The organism is Arthrobacter sp. PvP103 (genome assembly GCF_017833075.1).
Taxonomy (GTDB): Bacteria; Actinomycetota; Actinomycetes; order Actinomycetales; family Micrococcaceae; genus Arthrobacter.
Genome location: NZ_JAFIBQ010000001.1, coordinates 4087305 through 4104163, shown reverse-complemented (window position 1 = coordinate 4104163; position 16859 = coordinate 4087305). Strand labels below are relative to the sequence as shown.

Below are 16859 nucleotides of genomic sequence, written 5' to 3'. Positions count from 1 at the left end.
GTGGTGAACCTCTCCGGAAGGCGTCTGGCCGGCCCTCCGTCGGGTCCGGCCAGGACTTCAATGCAACCCTACTCTAGTGAGATTTGCGGCGAATGGTGACACGATGGGCACATGAGAGAAAGCAGCAAACAGACTGTGCCTGCCGCTTTCAGCTACCCCGGCCACGGACCCAACGCCCGGATCGGCGTCGCCATCTGCCACGGCTTCACCGGGAGTCCGCTCAGCGTCATGCCGTGGGCACTCCACCTGGCGGAGCAAGGGTTTGCCGTCTCCGTCCCGCTCCTGCCCGGGCACGGGACCCACTGGCGCGAACTGGCCCGGTCGGGCTGGCGTGAATGGGCCGGCGCATTCGAGAACGCCTACCTTGAACTCGCCGGCCGGACCGACGCCTGTTACGTCGCCGGGCTCTCGATGGGCGGCGCTGTCGCGCTGCGCACGGCGTCACGCCACCGTGTTGCCGGTGTAGCCGTGGTCAATCCCGGACTCAGTTTCTACGACCGGCGGGTTCGTATTGTCGGCGTCCTGAAGTACTTCCAACCGACCACGCTGCCGATAGTGGAGGCCAACCCCACAGCTGCCACCACTGAGGACGGCGACTATTCGCAGACGCCGCTCTCCGCCGTCCACCAGCTGAAGAAACTGTTTGCCGCCGCCCGCCGTGGATTGCCCCGTGTGACGGCCCCGGTCCTGGTCTTCAAGTCGGACACCGACGAGGTTGTGCCGCCGTCGTCGCTCGAGCTGATCCGGCGGCGCCTGGGGTCGGCCGAACTTCGCGTGGTGCCGCTGCCCAACAGCGGCCACGTGGCCACGCTGGACAACGATGCGCCCGCGATCTTCGGGCATTCCACCACCTTCTTCCATGAGCACGCACCGCACCACGTATCCTCGGAGACATCATGAGTATTGCCGCCGACCACAGCCCTTTCAGCAGTCCCTTTACCGGCGACGGTCCCTCGATCGGCGTCGCCGTTTCCCATGGCTTCACCGGAAGCCCGCACGGTGTGCGGGCATGGGCCCGCTCGCTGGCCGACGCCGGATTTGCCGTGCGGATGCCGCTCCTGCCCGGACACGGCACCAGCTGGCAGGAACTTGCCAGGACGCGTTGGCAGGAGTGGTATTCCGCCTACGACAAGGCCTACCTTGAGCTCGAAGCCGAATGCGACCACGTCTTCACGGCCGGTCTGTCCATGGGAGGGGCCCTGGCGTTGCGGGTGGCGGCATTGCGTCCCGTGGCGGGCACTATCGTGGTCAACCCCGGCCTGGTCATCGATGATCCCCGCGCGCCGCTGGCCGGCATCCTGAAGCTGGTCCTGAAAAGCACTCCTGCCATTGCCAACGACATCCTCAAGCCGGACACGGATGAAGGCGCCTACCCCCGGACACCCGTGGCCGCGGCCCACGAGCTCAACAAGATGTTCAAGGACACCAGGCGGCTGCTGCCGCAGATCACGGCACCTGTTCGCGTGTTCCGCTCCACAGTGGACCACGTGGTGTCCGACTCGAGCATCGTGGCGCTGCGCCGGGGCCTCACCAATGCCCGGCTCGAACTGAGCGCCTTGGAAAACAGCTACCATGTGGCCACCCTGGACAACGATGCCGCAGAGATTTTCAGCGGGACCACGGACTTCATCCGCACCGTGGTCCCGGGAGCACCGGCTCCGGCAGACGTGGACGCCTCGCCCGCCAGCCCCGAAGGACACGGCCGATGACCAGATCCGACTCCAATTCCTCGGACCAGAGCGCCAACCAGGACGACGCCGTATGGCTTGACCTGGTTTCCCGGCTCGAGGGCACCGACACGCCAGCTCCTGCCGGCGACAGCAGCGAACCGCACAAACGGCCCTTCCGCGACTTCGACCCGCTGGGCCTCTCCGGTACTGCTCCGACGGAGCCATCGGCGGCCGAACGCGGGGCCGCCGTCCGTGGACCGCAGCCCGGGACGGGCCACGCAGGCGCGGACCCCGCGGAGCCAGCCAGCGGGCCCCGCGACTACGAGGCCGACGACGACGAGCCTTTCGTTCCGGAGGAACCCCCGAGCCTGGCCGGCAGCGACCCGCTGACCGTGCTGGCCTGGCTGGGCGCCGTGGGGGGCCCCGTCGCACTGGTGCTGTCCGCCATGTTCTGGCGGTCTGCGCCGCTCATGGCTATTTTGGGGATCGTCGCCGCATTCGTCGTCTCAGTGATCTACCTGATCATGCAGCTGCCGCAGGAAAAGGACGAGCACGACGACGGCGCCCGGGTCTAGCTTTCGGGCTTTGCCCGCCGGGTCCGCTGTCAGCCGTGCATCCTGCTGCTGACACGGGACAGGTCTGCGGCCCCGATCAGCCCGGCGTTGGGGCCCAGGGCTGCGAGCGCGATTTCGGCAGCCGGCCGGAATCCGCGCCCTGTCAGGTTCCGCGCAAAGGCCTTCCGTGCCGGCGCCACCAGCAGTTCACCCGCATCGCACAGGCCTCCACCGATGACGAACTTTCCAGGGTCCAGCGCGGCAGCCAGGTTGGCCAGCCCCAGGCCCAGCCACTCCCCAACGTCCTCCAGCAGTTCCCGGGACGTGGGGTCCCCCGCCTTGGCCAGTTCCGTCACGATGGCCCCGGTGATGCGGTCCACCTGACCGTCCACGGCCTTCAGGAGTTCCTGCGCCACGGGCGAATTGGCAGCAGCCAGTTCGCGGGCTTCGCGGCCCAGCGCGTTTCCAGACGCATACTGTTCCCAGCAGCCGCGGTTTCCGCATTCGCAACGGTGCCCGCCGGGCATGATGATCTGGTGGCCGAATTCTCCCGCAACCCCAAAGCGGCCGCGTTCCAGCCGGCCGTCCATCACCATGGCACCGCCGATCCCCGTGCCCAGGGTGATGCAGACGAGCCTGCTTTGCCCCTGCCCGGCACCAAAGCGCCATTCCGCCCACGCGGCGGCATCGGCGTCGTTGGTCAGCAGGACCGGACGGCGCAGCAGTCGCTGGAGGTTGTCCCGCAACGGTTCGTTGCGCCACGCGAGGTGCGGGCTGAACAGCACCGTGCCGCCGTCGAGGTCCATCCACCCGGCCGCGCCGATTCCCACCGACCAGATGCGGTGGCCGCGGCTCAGCTCCTCCACGAGTTCGACGATCACCTGTTCCACGGCCCGGGGGTCGTTCCCGGGTGTGGAGCGCCTGGCCTGGCTGAGGATCCGGCCGTCGGCGTCCACCACACCGGCCGCGACCTTGGTGCCTCCGATGTCCACACCGATCGCCAACCCTTTGCGCCCGAGCCGGAGGTGCTCCCGGAAGCCCTGGCTGGCGGCCAGCGCATCCTGCCCGGAAGGCTTCCTGCGCCGCCACGCGGCCGTCCGTCGGTAGGGTCTGGGCAGGTCGCCGGGCGAAGGTGTGTGCATGGTTGCCCATTCTATTGCCGCACCAATTTGCGGTGATGCCGGACATGCGGAAAACGTCCACTGCAACGGCCCCATGCACAGGCCGCGGCGGACCGGAGTAGCGGGTTTCAGGCACTTAACCGTAAAGTTACTCGCCAGTAGGTGAATCAGGACACACCTCCGCAGAGGGCGTACTAGTGTTAGCAGTACCCCCTGCGGGTCTATGGATAACAAAGGAGCTATCGTGCGCGAATTCAGTGTTCCGCCCTTGGTGAATGTACCCCCGGAAACCAACATCACCGACCTGGTGTTGCGGCAGGCCGCCAAGGCCTCGAACCCGTCCCTGTTTTCGCGGCTCGATGCCGCCGGACAATGGCAGGATATTTCTGCCATGGATTTCCTCGCCGACGTGCGCATCCTGGCCAAGGGCCTCATGGCCAGCGGAGTGGCAGCAGGCGACCGCGTCGGCATCATGTCCCGCACCCGCTACGAGTGGGCGCTGGTCGACTTCGCGATCTGGTTTGCCGGTGGCATCTCCGTTCCCATCTACGAAACCTCCTCCCCCAGCCAGGTCGCCTGGAACCTGGGCGACTCGGGTGCCGTCGCGGCCTTCGGCGAGTCGGCGCACCACGAGGACATCATCCGGCAGGCCGCAACCTCGGAAGGGCTTTCATCCCTGGCCCACGTCTGGCAGCTTGAGGGCGCCGGGCTGGACGAGCTCCGCGCGGCCGGCACTACCGTCAGCGACGAGGAGCTCGAAGCCCGCAGGAGCCTGGCTTCGCTGGCCGACGTCGCGACGATCATCTACACCTCCGGCACCACCGGACGGCCCAAGGGCTGCGAGCTGACGCACGGGAACTTCGTGGAGTTGTCCGAGAATGCACTGGCCACCTCGCTCTCAGGCATCGTCCACGAGCAGGCACGAACCATCATGTTCCTGCCACTCGCACACGTTTTCGCCCGGTTCATCTCGGTCCTGGCCGTGGCTGCCGGCGTCACTGTGGCGCACACCCCGGACATCAAGCACCTCCTGCCGGACCTGCAAAGCTACAAGCCCACGTTCATCCTCGCCGTCCCGCGCGTATTCGAAAAGGTCTATAACTCCGCGCTGACCAAGGCCGAGGACAGCGGCAAGGGCGCCATCTTCCACAAGGCAGCCGACACCGCCATCGCCTACTCGCGGGCCCGGCAGGCCGGTTCCATCGGCTTCGGCCTCAAACTCCGTCACGCGCTGTTCGACAAGCTTGTCTATAGCAAGCTCCGCGCGGCCATGGGCGGCCAGGTGGCACACGCAGTGTCCGGCGGCGGTCCGCTGGGTGAACGCCTGGGGCACTTCTTCCAGGGCATCGGCATGCAGATCCTTGAAGGCTACGGCCTGACCGAAACCACCGCGCCGATCACCGTCAACACTCCCTCGCTCATCAGGATCGGGACGGTGGGCGCTCCCCTGCCGGGGAATGCGGTGAAAATAGCCGACGACGGCGAGATCCTCGCCAAGGGCGTCTGCGTGATGCGCGGCTACTACAAGCGCGACGACCTCGCAGCCGACACGTTCGTGGACGGCTGGTTCCGCACGGGCGACATCGGACAAATGGACGCCGACGGCTTCCTGACCATCACAGGCCGCAAGAAGGAAATCATCGTGACGGCCAGCGGCAAGAACGTGGTGCCTGCCCTGCTGGAAGACCAGATCCGGGCCGACGCCCTCGTCTCCCAGGTGCTGGTTGTGGGCGACAACATGCCGTTCATCGGAGCCTTGGTGACACTCGATGAGGAAGCCCTGCCGGGATGGCTGCAGCGTCACGGACTTCCGGCCGGCACCACGGTCGCGGAAGCGGCAGGCCATCCGGTGGTCAAGGCTGCCGTCCAGGACCTCATCACCCGCGCCAACCAGTCAGTGTCCCAGGCGGAAGCCATTAAATCGTTCCGGATCGTACCGTCTGATTTCACCGAGGCATCCGGCCATCTCACCCCCTCCATGAAGGTCAAGCGGGCCCAGGTGATGAAGGACTTCGACGCCGTCATCGCGGACATGTACGCTACACCGCGGCCGGCCCGTACGGAGCCGTCCGGACAGCACTAGCGCAAGACACCAAAAAGGGGCCTCCCGGCGGGAGGCCCCTTTTCGTGTGTGTGGTTACTCGACGACGAGCAGCAGGTCTCCGCCCTGGACCTGTTCCACGGCGCCGACTGCGAGGCGCCCGACCGTGCCGGCCACCGGCGTCGTAATTGAGGCCTCCATCTTCATGGCCTCGATGGTGGCAACGGTGTCGCCGGCGTTCACGGCGTCGCCCACCTTGACCGTGAGCGTCACGGCTCCGGCGAAGGGTGCGGCGACGTGGCCCGGCTGGCTGGCGTCCGCTTTTTCAGCTGCCTTGACGTTGCTGACGACGGAACGGTCGCGGACCACCACCGGCCTGGACTGTCCGTTAAGCGTGCACATCACGGTGCGCATGCCCTTTTCGTCCGGCTCCGACACGGCTTCGAGGGAGGCGATCAGGCGTACGCCCTTCTCCAGCTCGATCTCGTGCTCGGCTCCGCGTTGGAGGCCGAACAGGTAGTCACGGGTGTCGAGGACCGAGAGGTTGCCGTAGGTTTCCACGCTCTTCTGGTAGTCCTTGGTGGGACCTTCGAAGAGCAGCCGGTTGAGCGTCTGCTGGCGGGTTTTGGAATCGCCCTTCAGTGCGGCGCTGTCCTCGGGGCTAAGCTCGGCGTCGCGCACCTTGATGCTGCGGCCCTGGAGGGCTTTGGTGCGGAACGGCTCGGGCCAGCCTCCGGGAGGATCACCGAGTTCTCCGGAGAGGAAGCCAATGACGGAATCCGGGATGTCGTAGTTCTGCGGGTTTTCGTTGAAGTCCGCAGGATCGGCATTGAGGCCAACGAGGTGCAGGGCAAGGTCTCCCACAACCTTCGAGGACGGGGTGACCTTCACGAGGCGGCCCAGGATGCGGTCGGCTGCCGTGTACATGTCCTCGATGGCTTCGAAGCGTTCGCCGAGGCCGAGGGCCATGGCCTGCTGCCGCAGATTGGAGAGCTGGCCGCCGGGGATCTCGTGCTGGTAGACGCGGCCGGTGGGACCCGGCAGTCCCGACTCGAAGGGAGCGTAGACGCGGCGTACAGCTTCCCAGTAAGGTTCCAGCGAGCTGACCTTGGCCAGGCCCAGGCCGGTGTCACGCGGGGTGTGGGCCAGTGCCGCAACCAGGGCGGAGGCCGAAGGCTGGCTGGTGGTGCCGGCCAGTGAAGCAGACGCGACGTCCACTGCGTCCACGCCTGCGTCCACTGCCGCCAGGAGCGTGGCCAGCTGGCCGCCTGCGGTGTCGTGGGTGTGCAGGTGGACCGGGAGGTCGAACCGTTCCCGCAAGGCCGCCACAAGCTTGGCGCCGGCCGCGGGACGCAAAAGCCCTGCCATGTCCTTGATGGCGAGGATGTGGGCGCCGGCGTCGACGATCTTCTGGGCCAGCTCCAGGTAGTAGTCCAGCGTGTAGAGTTTTTCGTCCGGATCGAGCATGTCGCCGGTGTAGCAGAGGGCAACTTCTGCGACGGCGGTGCCGGTGGCCCGCACGGCGCGGATGGCCGGAGCCATCTGGTTGACGTCGTTGAGGGCGTCGAAAATGCGGAAGATGTCGATGCCGGTTGCGGCGGCCTCGTTGACGAATGCCTCGGTGACTTCCTCGGGGTAGGGCGTGTAGCCCACGGTGTTGCGGCCCCGGAGGAGCATCTGCAGGCAGATGTTGGGCAATGCCTTGCGCAGCGCCGCCAGCCTGTCCCAGGGATCTTCGCCGAGGAACCGCAGGGCGACGTCGTACGTGGCACCGCCCCAGGCCTCCACTGACAGCAGTTCAGGAAGCAGCGCGGACACGGCGGGGCCGGCCGCCACGAGGTCGCGGGTACGGACCCGGGTGGCCAGCAGTGACTGGTGGGCGTCACGGAAGGTGGTGTCGGTGACGGCAACGGCCTGCTGCTCGCGCAGGGCCTTGGCAAATCCCTCGGGACCCAGCTCAAGCAGTCGCTGGCGCGAACCCTTGGGGGCGGGGGTGTCCCCGACTGCGGGCAGCTTGGCCGCCGGGTCGGAATGGACGGTGAGGTCGCCGTTGGGCTTGTTGACCGTGACCTCTGCCAGCCAGGTCAGCAGCTTGGTGCCGCGGTCCGCGGAAACGCGGGCCTTGAGCAGCTCGGGGCGCTGGTCGATGAAGTTGGTGGCCACGTCGCCGGCGATGAAGTCCTTGTCATCCAGGACGGCCTGCAGGAAGGAAATGTTCGTGGAGACGCCGCGGATGCGGAACTCCGCGAGGGCCCGGCGCGCCCTGGCCACTGCTGCAGGGTAGTCGCGGCCGCGGCAGGTCAGTTTGACCAGCATGGAGTCGAAGTGCGGACTGATTTCGGCACCCGAGTAGACGGTGCCGCCGTCGAGCCTTACACCGGCGCCGCCGGCGGAACGGTAACCGGTGATCTTTCCGACGTCGGGCCGGAAGCCGTTGGCCGGATCCTCGGTGGTGATGCGGCACTGCAGTGCGGCGCCCTTGAGCTGGACGGTGTCCTGCGACAGGCCGAGGTCAGCGAGCGTCTCGCCCGATGCGATGCGGAGCTGTGCCTGGACGAGGTCCACATCGGTGACTTCCTCGGTGACAGTGTGCTCCACCTGGATGCGCGGGTTCATCTCGATGAACACGTGCTGGCCGGCGCGTTCGCCGACGGTGTCCACCAGGAACTCCACGGTGCCGGCGTTGACGTAGTTGAGGGCCTTGGCGAACTTCACCGCATCCCTGTACAGCGCCTGACGGATGCCTTCATCCAGGTTCGGCGCCGGCGCGATCTCGATCACCTTCTGATGGCGGCGCTGGATGGAGCAGTCGCGTTCGAACAGGTGCATGACGTTGCCCTCGGCATCGGCCAGGATCTGGACCTCGATGTGGCGGGGGCGGAGAACGGCCTGCTCCAGGAACATGGTGGGATCACCGAAAGCGGCGTCGGCCTCGCGCATGGCGGCCTGCAGCGCTTCGGGCAGAGCCTCGCGGGTGTCCACGCGGCGCATGCCGCGGCCTCCGCCGCCGGCAACGGCCTTGGCGAAGATGGGAAAGCCGATTTCGTCCGCTGCGGCGATCAGTTCATCCAGGTCCTTGGAGGGCTGGCTCGACTTGAGGACGGGGACGCCGGCGGCGCGGGCGGCTTCGAGCGCGGCGACCTTGTTTCCGGCCAGCTCAAGGACCTCGGCCGGCGGGCCAACAAAGGTGATGTCGGCCTCTTTGGCGGCCCGGGCCAGGCGGGGGTTCTCCGAGAGGAATCCATAGCCGGGGTAGATGGCATCGGCGCCGGATTCCTTGGCCACGCGGACCACTTCGTCCACGTCAAGATAAGCCCGGACTGGGTGGCCCTCTTCGCCGATCAGGTACGCTTCATCAGCCTTCTGGCGGTGGATGGAGTTTCGGTCCTCGTTGGGGAACACGGCAACAGTCTTGGCGCCCAGCTCGTAGCCGGCACGGAAGGCACGGATCGCGATTTCGCCGCGGTTAGCCACCAGAATTTTGGAAAACATACTTCTCCTGCATCATTGCGGGTGTATCGATAAGTGGTCACAGTGTGTAAGACGGGCGCGTGGAAACACAAATCATTGTGTCGACCATCACAAGATTATCCGTCATCTCAGCGGGATTAGGCAGGGCCGACCGGTGATGCCCCGGCCGGCAGCGTGGGATGCGCCGCACACACGCCCGATGAAACGGGATTCAACACTGCGGCAACATATGATGGGTCGGGGGTGCTTACGCGCGCCCTCCGCTCCGGGGAGCCGGAGCCGGCACTACCCCAACACGGCAACCGGCGTTAGGTATTGGTTTTTCAAGTGCAAGTAGTCAGCATCAGCAGCCTCAAAGGCGGGGTCGGCAAAACTTCCGTCACCACCGGATTGGCATCTGCGGCCCTGGCCGCCGGCATCCCCACCCTTGTGGTGGACCTTGATCCGCACGCGGATGCCAGCACGGCCCTGGGTGTCCAGCCGGATGAGCAGCTGGACATCGGCCGGATGCTCAAGAGCCCCCGCCGCGCGCGGCTTTCGCAAAACGTGGTCACCAGCGGCTGGGTGGCCCGGGAAAACTACAACGGAGCCCGGCCCGCCGTCCTGGACGTCGCTGTTGGCTCCGCATACACAGGCATTTATGACCGGCCGGACCTGGGCCGCAGGGACCTGCGCAGGCTCTCGGCTGTTCTGGCCGGTCAGGACAAGTACCAGCTGATCCTGGTTGACTGCCCGCCCTCGCTGAACGGACTGACCCGGATGGCATGGTCCGCCAGCGACAAGGTGGCCCTCGTTGCCGAGCCCGGACTGTTTTCCGTGGCAGGTACAGAACGCACCATGCGCGCCATCCAGCTGTTCCGCCAGGAGTTCGCCCCGAACCTCTCCCCCGCCGGTATTATCGCGAACCGCGTACGGTCCGGGTCGTCGGAGCACGCCTTCCGCCTCGCCGAGATGCAGTCGATGTTCGGGGAACTCTTGCTGACACCGTACATTCCGGAGCAGGCGAACTGGCAGCAGATCCAGGGTGCGGCCCATTCCGTGCACCACTGGCCGGGCGATTCCGCGAAAAATGCGGCCAGCCTCTTCAACACGCTTCTTGACAACCTCATGGCTTCCAACGGCGCGGGTTCCGCCGGGGCGCTCCGCGAACGCAGCCTTCGGTAGCGGACACCCACGGAACACGGCCCGCGATGCCGGGACACGAACTGCACAGAAAGGCCGCCTTCCGGATGGAAAGCGGCCTTTCTTTGCGTGCGGGTGCCGGCTATGGAAGTGCGTCAGCCGGTGCGGCAGCAGCTTTAGCCGGTTTTGCGGGCGGCCCTGCGCTTGCTAAGTTCGTCGTCCGGAAAGGACTGCTCGACGGCGTGCTCGCTGGGAAGCGCTGCGAGGCTGCCTTCCACTTCGCGCCACACCCGTCCGACCGCGATCCCGAAAACGCCCTGGCCGCCCTGGACCAGGTCGATGACCTCATCCGCAGACGTGCACTCGTAGACGCTGGCGCCATCGCTCATGAGGGTAATCTGCGCCAGGTCCTCAACGCCGCGTTCGCGCAAGTGCTCCACGGCGGAACGGATCTGCTGCAGTGACACTCCCGTGTCCAGCAGCCGTTTGACTACCTTCAGCACAAGGATGTCCCGGAAGCCGTACAGCCGTTGGGAGCCAGACCCGGCTGCACCACGCACGGCAGGCTCAACGAGGCCGGTGCGTGCCCAGTAGTCGAGCTGGCGGTAGGTGATGCCCGCAGCTTTGCAGGCGGTCGGTCCGCGGTAGCCCGCGTCTTCGTCCAATACCGGGAGGTCTTCCGTGAAGAGGAGGCCCTGAGCACCGCTCGCAGGCAGGGCAACGCCTGCCGTTGAAGCCTGCTTTAGCTCGCCAGCTTCGCCTTTCGGACTCACGTGGACCCTCCTCGTCTTTTGCTCCCCTAAGGAAGTCACAGCAACAGCGATCACAGATCTGAAATTCACCTGTGTAATTCAGCCGGGGCTGCACATTCCAGTGTGACTTGCGCGGCTGTTGTATGCAATGGGAACTTGATATCTTCGACGTTAGGCCTGCCACGCCCCAAGGTCAAAGACGTTGGCCCCATTTCAGGGGCGTGTCGAAACTTTCAGCCTCAACTTTAACCTTAACGTGATCTCAGCCGTCGAAATCTTCCGGCTCCACGTCGTCCAGGAACTCCCGGAAGCGCCGCAGTTCACGCTCCTCGTCCACCGTGGGGCCCGGCTCGGTGTCTTCGCCCTCATCATGCTCGGTGATCCTGACGCCGGCCTCATCCATCACCGAGTCGGCGCACCAAATACGGCATTTGGCCCGCAACGCCAGCGCAAGGGCGTCCGAAGCCCTGGAACTGACCGTAGTCCCGTCTTCAAACTGCAGCTGCCCGTAGAAGATATTGTCTTCGACGGCGACGATGTTCACGCTGACAATGGAGTGGCCCAACGACTCCACGACATCGATGAGGAGGTCGTGCGTCATTGGCCGCGGCGGCACCACCCCCTGCTGGGCCAGCGCAATGGCGCTGGCTTCAGGGGTGCCGATCCAGATGGGCACATGCCGTTCTCCGTGAATCTCCCGCAACAGCACCAGTGGCTGGTTCGACGGCAGTTCGATCCGCACACCCACGATCTCGACTTCAATCATCAGATATCCATTCGCGATATACGGTCCTGCACCAGGGCACGGTGCAGTGTCAGGCAGAGATCACTGATTTCGCGGGCAGCCTCGGCGGCCCGGGCGTGCGACGCCGCATCCTTGCGGGAAGTCAGCGGCGCTACGGCCCGCTCCACCAGTCCGAACTCCCGTTCCGCGGCGGCCTGGAACGGCCGAAGGTGGCGTGGCTCCAGGCCGTGGCTTTCCAGCTGCACGCACGCGCGGGCCACCTGCAGGGCATGTTCATCGAACTTCCCGTTGACGTGTCCGATCAGGCCGAACTCGAGGAGGGACCTCAACAGCGGCACGCTGGCGCCGGATTCGGCCCGCAGCTGGTCCTCGCTGAGCCGGCGCACCTTGTTCTGCAGCTCAGTGGCGAGCTCGTCCGACACGATCCGCGGCGACACAGTGACGCCCGGCGGCAGGTTCTCCGGGCGTTCGCCGCGGTCAATGGCGTCGAGGTAGTCCTTAATGACCTTCAGCGGAAGATACTGGTCCCGCTGCAGGGCCAGCACGAACCGGAGCCGCTCCACGTCGGTGTCCGCATACTGCCGGTAGCCGGCCGGGGTGCGTTGCGGATTGATCAGGCCTTTTTCTTCAAGGAACCTGATCTTGGACGCAGTCATTCCAGGAAAGTCGTCGCTCAGCTGCGCGAGTACTTCCCCTATGTTCAGGACTTGGGGTCCGCGCCGTTCCGGTTGTGCCAGTGCCACAGGCAACTACCCCGGGATCAGACGTTGCCTGCTGCGCGGGCAGGGCTGAGGTAGAAAGTGAGCCGGAACTTGCCAATCTGGACTTCATTACCGGACTTCAGTTCCACGCTGTCCACGCGGTCGTGGTTGACGTAAGTTCCGTTGAGGCTGCCCGTATCGACAACTTCGAAGCTGCGTGCCGTCCGACGGAATTCCACGTGGCGGCGGGACACCGTGACGTCGTCGAGGAAGATGTCCGCGTCAGGGTGGCGTCCGGCGGTGGTGACGTCGGAGTCCAGCAGGAATCGTGCACCGGTGTTGGGACCGCTGTGGGCAACCAGGAGCGCTGAGCCGTAGGGAAGGGCCTCTACGGCAACCCGTTCCTCCGGAGAGAGCTTGGGCGCGATGTTGGGCTCGTCACGGATTGGCGTGAGGTGGATTGAGGTGGTCTCCGAAGCCTTCACTCCGCCCGTGCCGTAATCACCACCGCTGTGGCTATTTTCGTGACCAACCATGGATTCCTCCTCTTCCGTTGCAGATGTCCCCCTGCAAACAACGCGTGCCCTCCGGAAAAGCCTGGCAGATCCGGTCCTACGGCGTGTTGTCCGGCTGTTAATCCCTCAACAGCCGGACCTCCATGCCGGTTATCTTTAGCCTACCTGTTGTTCGTACTCCGATGCACTGAGCAGGGACTCCACCGCGTCAGCCTCAGCGAGCTTGACCTCGATCAGCCAGCCCTCGCCGTAGGGATCGCTGTTAATAAGCGCCGAGTCGGTGTCCAGGGCTTCGTTCCTGGCGACGACTTCCCCGCTGACGGGAGCGTAGATGTCGCTGACGCTCTTGGTGGACTCAACCTCGCCCACGACCTCGTTTGCCGTCACTTTGGTGCCGACTTCGGGCATCTGCGCGTACACGACGTCGCCCAGGGCGTCCTGGGCAAAATCGGTGATGCCCACCCGCACCACGCCGTCAGTGTTGGGGGCGGAAACCCACTCGTGCTCGGCAGTGTAGGACAGGTCTTCGGGAATGTTGCTCATCAGGGGGCCTTTCATCGGGTCAACCAGGAATGTTGGTCAATCAGCAATGTCAACGGAGGTCTGCAGAACAAGCCGCCGCTGAAAGTATATGCACATCGCCCTTCCCCGCAGGGAGCGCCTTGGCGGACCCGTGTGGCACAGTAGTGCCATGCCAGAACTTCCCGAAGTGGCCGGGCTGGGCGCCTTCCTGGGCGACCGGCTTCGCGGAGCTGTGCTGACGAAAATCCAGATCGTTTCGTTCGCGGTCCTCAAAACGGCGGACCCGCCATATACGGCGCTGGAAGGCCGCACCATTTCCGGCGTCCAGCGCCGGGGCAAGTTCATCATCATTGATGCCGACGGCATCTATCTCGCGTTCCACCTCGCCAAGGCCGGCTGGCTGCGGTACACCGAATCGCCGTCGAACGCCCCTTTGCCACGGGGCAAAGGGTATATAGCCGCAAGGTTCGAGTTCTCCAGGATCCGCCCTGATGCCGACGGCGGCGAAGCCCATCTGGGGATCGACCTCACCGAGGCGGGAACAAAGAAAAGCCTGGCCCTCTACGTAGTCCGCGACCCGGAGGATATCCCCGGCATCGCAAGCCTCGGCCCGGATCCGTTGAGCGCCTCGTTCACCCTTGACGCCTTCGCTGAAATTCTTTCCTCGAGCAGCCAGCAGATTAAGGGACTGTTACGAAACCAGGGGGTGATCGCCGGCATCGGCAACGCCTACAGCGACGAAATCCTCCACGCTGCCCGGATATCCCCCTTCGCCACCGCGAAGTCACTCGACCCGGAGTCCGTCCGCGTCCTGTACGACTCGGTGCACAACATTCTGGGGGCCGCCGTGGCGGAGGCTGTGGGAAAGGCTCCGAACGAATTGAAGGACGCGAAGCGGAGCACCATGCGGGTCCATGGCCGGACCGGCCAGGCGTGCCCGGTCTGCGGGGACACGGTCCGGGAGGTGTCATTTGCGGACAGGGCGCTCCAGTATTGCCCGCGCTGCCAGACAGGCGGCAAGATCCTCGCCGACCGGCGGACGTCGCGTTTCCTGAAGTAGGGCGCTGGCAGGAATGCGGTCTCGGCGGAGGGAAAAGCATAAAGAAAAAACCGCCCCGCTCCGGGATACTTCCCGGAAGCGGAGCGGTTATCTTTGCTGGTCGGGCTGACAGGATTTGAACCTGCGACCCCTTGACCCCCAGTCAAGTGCGCTACCAAGCTGCGCTACAGCCCGTTAGTTCCGCCGTTCTCCGCCTCGGTTGTCCTCCCGGGTTTCCCCGGGATTTTTACCTCAGCAGTCCGGCCGAACCACCTCCAAAAGCTTACACGATTCCGGAGGGTGCCAGTGACACTTTGCGTGTGACACGGGCGAGGTGTGTCGTAATTAACGCTTCTTGCCACGCTTTTCGCGGACACGCATGTTGACCTCGATCGGCGTTCCCTCGAAACCGAAGGTTTCGCGGAGGCGTCGGGTGATGAAGCGACGGTATCCCGGATCCAGGAAACCGGTGGTGAACAGGACGAACTTCGGCGGACGGCTGGAGGCCTGGGTGCCGAAGAGGATGCGGGGCTGTTTGCCGCCGCGGACCGGGTGCGGGTGCGCGGCCACCAGTTCGCCAAGGAAGGCGTTCAGGCGTCCGGTGGGGATGCGCTTGTCCCAGCTTTCCAGTGCGGTGTCCAGGGCAGGAACGAGGCGGTCCTTGTGCCAGCCGGTCAGGGCTGAAATGTTGACCCGCGGAGCCCAGGCCACGTGGGCGAGGTCCTGCTCGATTTCGCGCTCCAGGTAGGTGCGGCGTTCGTCGTCCAGCAGATCCCACTTGTTGAACGCGAGAACCAGTGCGCGGCCGGATTCGATGGCCAGTTGCAGGATGCGGACGTCCTGCTCGCTGAGGACTTCGTCCACCGCGAGGAGCACGACGGCGACCTCCGCCTTTTCCAGTGCGCTCTGCGTACGCAGTGAGGCGTAGAAGTCGGCGCCCTGTGCCATGTGCTGGCGGCGGCGGATGCCGGCGGTATCGACGAAACGCCAGGTGCGGCCGCCGAGTTCGATGAATTCATCGACGGGGTCGCGCGTGGTGCCGGCGGTGTTGTCCACGACAACGCGCTCGGAACCGGCCAGCTTGTTCAGCAGCGAGGACTTGCCGACGTTCGGACGCCCGATGAGGGCGATGCGGCGCGGGCCGCCGGAGCGCTCCAGGCCTTCGATGGTGGAGTACTCGGGCAGGGTGTCCATGACGTGGTCCAGGAGGTCAGCGACACCCCGGCCGTGCAGTGCCGATACCGGGTACGGTTCACCGAAGCCGAGGCCCCAGAGCGTTGCCGAGTCGGCTTCCTGCGCGAAGTCATCCACCTTGTTGGCCACCATGATGACCGGCTTCTTGGACTTGCGGAGCATCTTCACGACGGCTTCGTCCGTGGCGGTGGCGCCTACGGCGGAGTCGACGACGAACAGCACGGCGTCGGCGAGCTCCACGGCCATCTCGGCCTGCTCGGCCACGCGGGCGTGGATGCCGCGGGCATCATGCTCCCAGCCGCCGGTGTCGACGACCGTGAAGTTCCGGCCGTTCCAGGTGGCCGAGTACATCACCCGGTCACGCGTGACGCCGGGGGTGTCTTCCACCACGGCTTCGCGGCGGCCGAGGATACGGTTTACCAGGGTCGATTTGCCCACGTTGGGACGGCCGATGATGGCCAGGACCGGATCGAGCTTGACCGGACCGTCGAAGTCCTGGTCGTCGTAGCGGCCGCTCAGGAGGGCGGCGTCTTCTTCATCCAGTTCGTAGTCGTCCAGGCCCGCCCGGAGCGAGGCAGCGCGGAGCTCGGCCTCGTCATCGTCCAGGGCAGCAAGATGTTCCGCCACCTGGTCCGTGCCGGTGGGCGTGTATTCGTCTTCGCCGGCGCCAAATTTGCCGGAGGTTTGAGTCGTATCGCTCATTGCACTTTCCTTAGTGGTGATCTGCCGGCGTCCCGGCTACTTCTTTATGACGTTTTTGCGGGGAATCCGCGCCGGGCAAAGCCTGCCCGCTGAGTTGAATCGTGTGCTGGACATGCCGTGCCAGTGCAGCGCGGATCTCGTTTCCCGCCCTGTCCATTGAAACACGCCCTGTCTCGCCGGGCCTGCGCCCTACAGCCACGGCCTTGCCGAAGCTGACGTGCAGCCTCCGGCCCGGCCGCGGAACGGCGTCGAGGTGTTCACCGGCGATCCGGGTGCCCAGGATGGCAACGGGAATCACGGTCGCGCCGGAGTTCAGCGCGAGCCAGGCCACCCCGTTGTTAATGGTGGAGGCTTCGCCGCTCCCCCGTGTTCCTTCGGGAAGGATGCCGATGCAGCGGCCGGCGTCGAGCGCGCTCTTGCTCAGCTGCAGCGCGGCACGGTCGCCCGAGCGGTCCACCGGGAACTGGCCTGACGCCGTGAGGACCCGCCCGAGGATCCCCTTGAACATTTCCTGTTTGACGAGGATGTGCATGGGCCTCGGTGATGCTCCGAACATCACCGGCCCGTCCAGGAAGCTGAGGTGGTTGCCGGCGAAGATGACGGGCCCTGCTGCCGGAACGTTTTCCCGGCCGCGGACTGTTGTCCGGTAGACGACGTGGTCCAGCAACCAGCCGACAGGCCGGCTCCACGCCATGGTCCAGGCACCCGGA

The 16859-nt window shown here is 65.5% G+C and carries 15 protein-coding genes and 1 tRNA gene; 6 read left to right on the top strand and 10 right to left on the bottom strand.

Annotated features, from left to right (window positions below; genetic code table 11):
* Positions 1-111 precede the first annotated feature (111 nt).
* The 3 genes from JOE41_RS18745 to JOE41_RS18735 are packed head-to-tail and all read left to right on the top strand — an operon-like array spanning position 112 to position 2245.
* Positions 112-900, top strand: a complete 789-nt coding sequence (locus tag JOE41_RS18745) for a carboxylesterase (protein WP_011691411.1) — start codon at positions 112-114, stop codon at positions 898-900.
* Complete coding sequence (locus JOE41_RS18740) at positions 897-1709, top strand: carboxylesterase (protein ID WP_209753213.1); 813 nt, start codon at positions 897-899, stop codon at positions 1707-1709. The genes JOE41_RS18745 and JOE41_RS18740 overlap by 4 nt, the downstream gene beginning before the upstream one ends.
* A complete protein-coding gene (locus tag JOE41_RS18735; RefSeq protein WP_209753212.1) occupies positions 1706-2245 on the top strand; it encodes a hypothetical protein in 540 nt (179 codons plus the stop codon). Before JOE41_RS18740 ends, JOE41_RS18735 begins: the two co-directional genes overlap by 4 nt.
* Positions 2246-2274: 29 nt before the next feature.
* On the opposite strand, the gene JOE41_RS18730 is transcribed toward JOE41_RS18735, so the two are convergent.
* Positions 2275-3366, bottom strand: coding sequence for an ROK family glucokinase (locus JOE41_RS18730; protein WP_011691408.1), 1092 nt, complete (start codon positions 3364-3366; stop codon positions 2275-2277).
* Positions 3367-3589: 223 nt separating this feature from the next.
* Between JOE41_RS18730 and JOE41_RS18725 the strand changes: the two genes are divergently transcribed.
* Positions 3590-5428: a long-chain fatty acid--CoA ligase gene (locus JOE41_RS18725; RefSeq protein WP_209753211.1), complete on the top strand. Its 1839-nt coding sequence runs from the start codon at positions 3590-3592 to the stop codon at positions 5426-5428.
* A gap of 54 nt (positions 5429-5482) precedes the next feature.
* Here JOE41_RS18725 and JOE41_RS18720 read toward each other — a convergent pair whose 3' ends face one another.
* Positions 5483-8878, bottom strand: coding sequence for a pyruvate carboxylase (locus tag JOE41_RS18720; RefSeq protein WP_209753210.1), 3396 nt, complete (start codon positions 8876-8878; stop codon positions 5483-5485).
* A gap of 306 nt (positions 8879-9184) precedes the next feature.
* Between JOE41_RS18720 and JOE41_RS18715 the strand changes: the two genes are divergently transcribed.
* Positions 9185-10021, top strand: a complete 837-nt coding sequence (locus JOE41_RS18715) for a ParA family protein (RefSeq protein ID WP_209753209.1) — start codon at positions 9185-9187, stop codon at positions 10019-10021.
* A gap of 134 nt (positions 10022-10155) precedes the next feature.
* On the opposite strand, the gene JOE41_RS18710 is transcribed toward JOE41_RS18715, so the two are convergent.
* The 5 genes from JOE41_RS18710 to gcvH all read right to left on the bottom strand — a co-directional run bounded on the left by JOE41_RS18710 (position 10156) and on the right by gcvH (position 13235).
* Positions 10156-10752, bottom strand: coding sequence for a MerR family transcriptional regulator (locus tag JOE41_RS18710; RefSeq protein WP_011691404.1), 597 nt, complete (start codon positions 10750-10752; stop codon positions 10156-10158).
* A gap of 241 nt (positions 10753-10993) precedes the next feature.
* Complete coding sequence (locus JOE41_RS18705; protein WP_011691403.1) at positions 10994-11497, bottom strand: bifunctional nuclease family protein; 504 nt, start codon at positions 11495-11497, stop codon at positions 10994-10996.
* Positions 11497-12213, bottom strand: a complete 717-nt coding sequence (locus JOE41_RS18700; protein ID WP_043430536.1) for a MerR family transcriptional regulator — start codon at positions 12211-12213, stop codon at positions 11497-11499. The genes JOE41_RS18705 and JOE41_RS18700 overlap by 1 nt, the downstream gene beginning before the upstream one ends.
* Before the next feature lie 23 nt (positions 12214-12236).
* On the bottom strand, positions 12237-12713 hold the full coding sequence (locus JOE41_RS18695) for an FHA domain-containing protein (protein WP_209753208.1): 477 nt from the start codon (positions 12711-12713) through the stop codon (positions 12237-12239).
* Positions 12714-12848: 135 nt separating this feature from the next.
* Positions 12849-13235: a glycine cleavage system protein GcvH gene (gcvH, locus tag JOE41_RS18690; RefSeq protein WP_043429635.1), complete on the bottom strand. Its 387-nt coding sequence runs from the start codon at positions 13233-13235 to the stop codon at positions 12849-12851.
* 148 nt (positions 13236-13383) lie between these two features.
* Here gcvH and JOE41_RS18685 point away from each other — a divergent pair, with 148 nt between their 5' ends.
* Positions 13384-14274 carry an Fpg/Nei family DNA glycosylase gene (locus tag JOE41_RS18685; protein WP_209753207.1) on the top strand — a complete coding sequence of 297 codons (891 nt, stop codon included), beginning with the start codon at positions 13384-13386 and terminating at the stop codon, positions 14272-14274.
* 97 nt (positions 14275-14371) lie between these two features.
* Here the strand turns inward: JOE41_RS18685 and JOE41_RS18680 are convergent.
* The 3 genes from JOE41_RS18680 to JOE41_RS18670 form a co-directional block, all read right to left on the bottom strand.
* Positions 14372-14448: transfer RNA gene (locus JOE41_RS18680), tRNA-Pro, on the bottom strand.
* Positions 14449-14598: 150 nt separating this feature from the next.
* Positions 14599-16149, bottom strand: a complete 1551-nt coding sequence (gene der, locus JOE41_RS18675) for a ribosome biogenesis GTPase Der (protein ID WP_209753206.1) — start codon at positions 16147-16149, stop codon at positions 14599-14601.
* A gap of 10 nt (positions 16150-16159) precedes the next feature.
* Positions 16160-16843: a 1-acyl-sn-glycerol-3-phosphate acyltransferase gene (locus tag JOE41_RS18670; RefSeq protein WP_011691397.1), complete on the bottom strand. Its 684-nt coding sequence runs from the start codon at positions 16841-16843 to the stop codon at positions 16160-16162.
* Positions 16844-16859 lie beyond the last annotated feature (16 nt).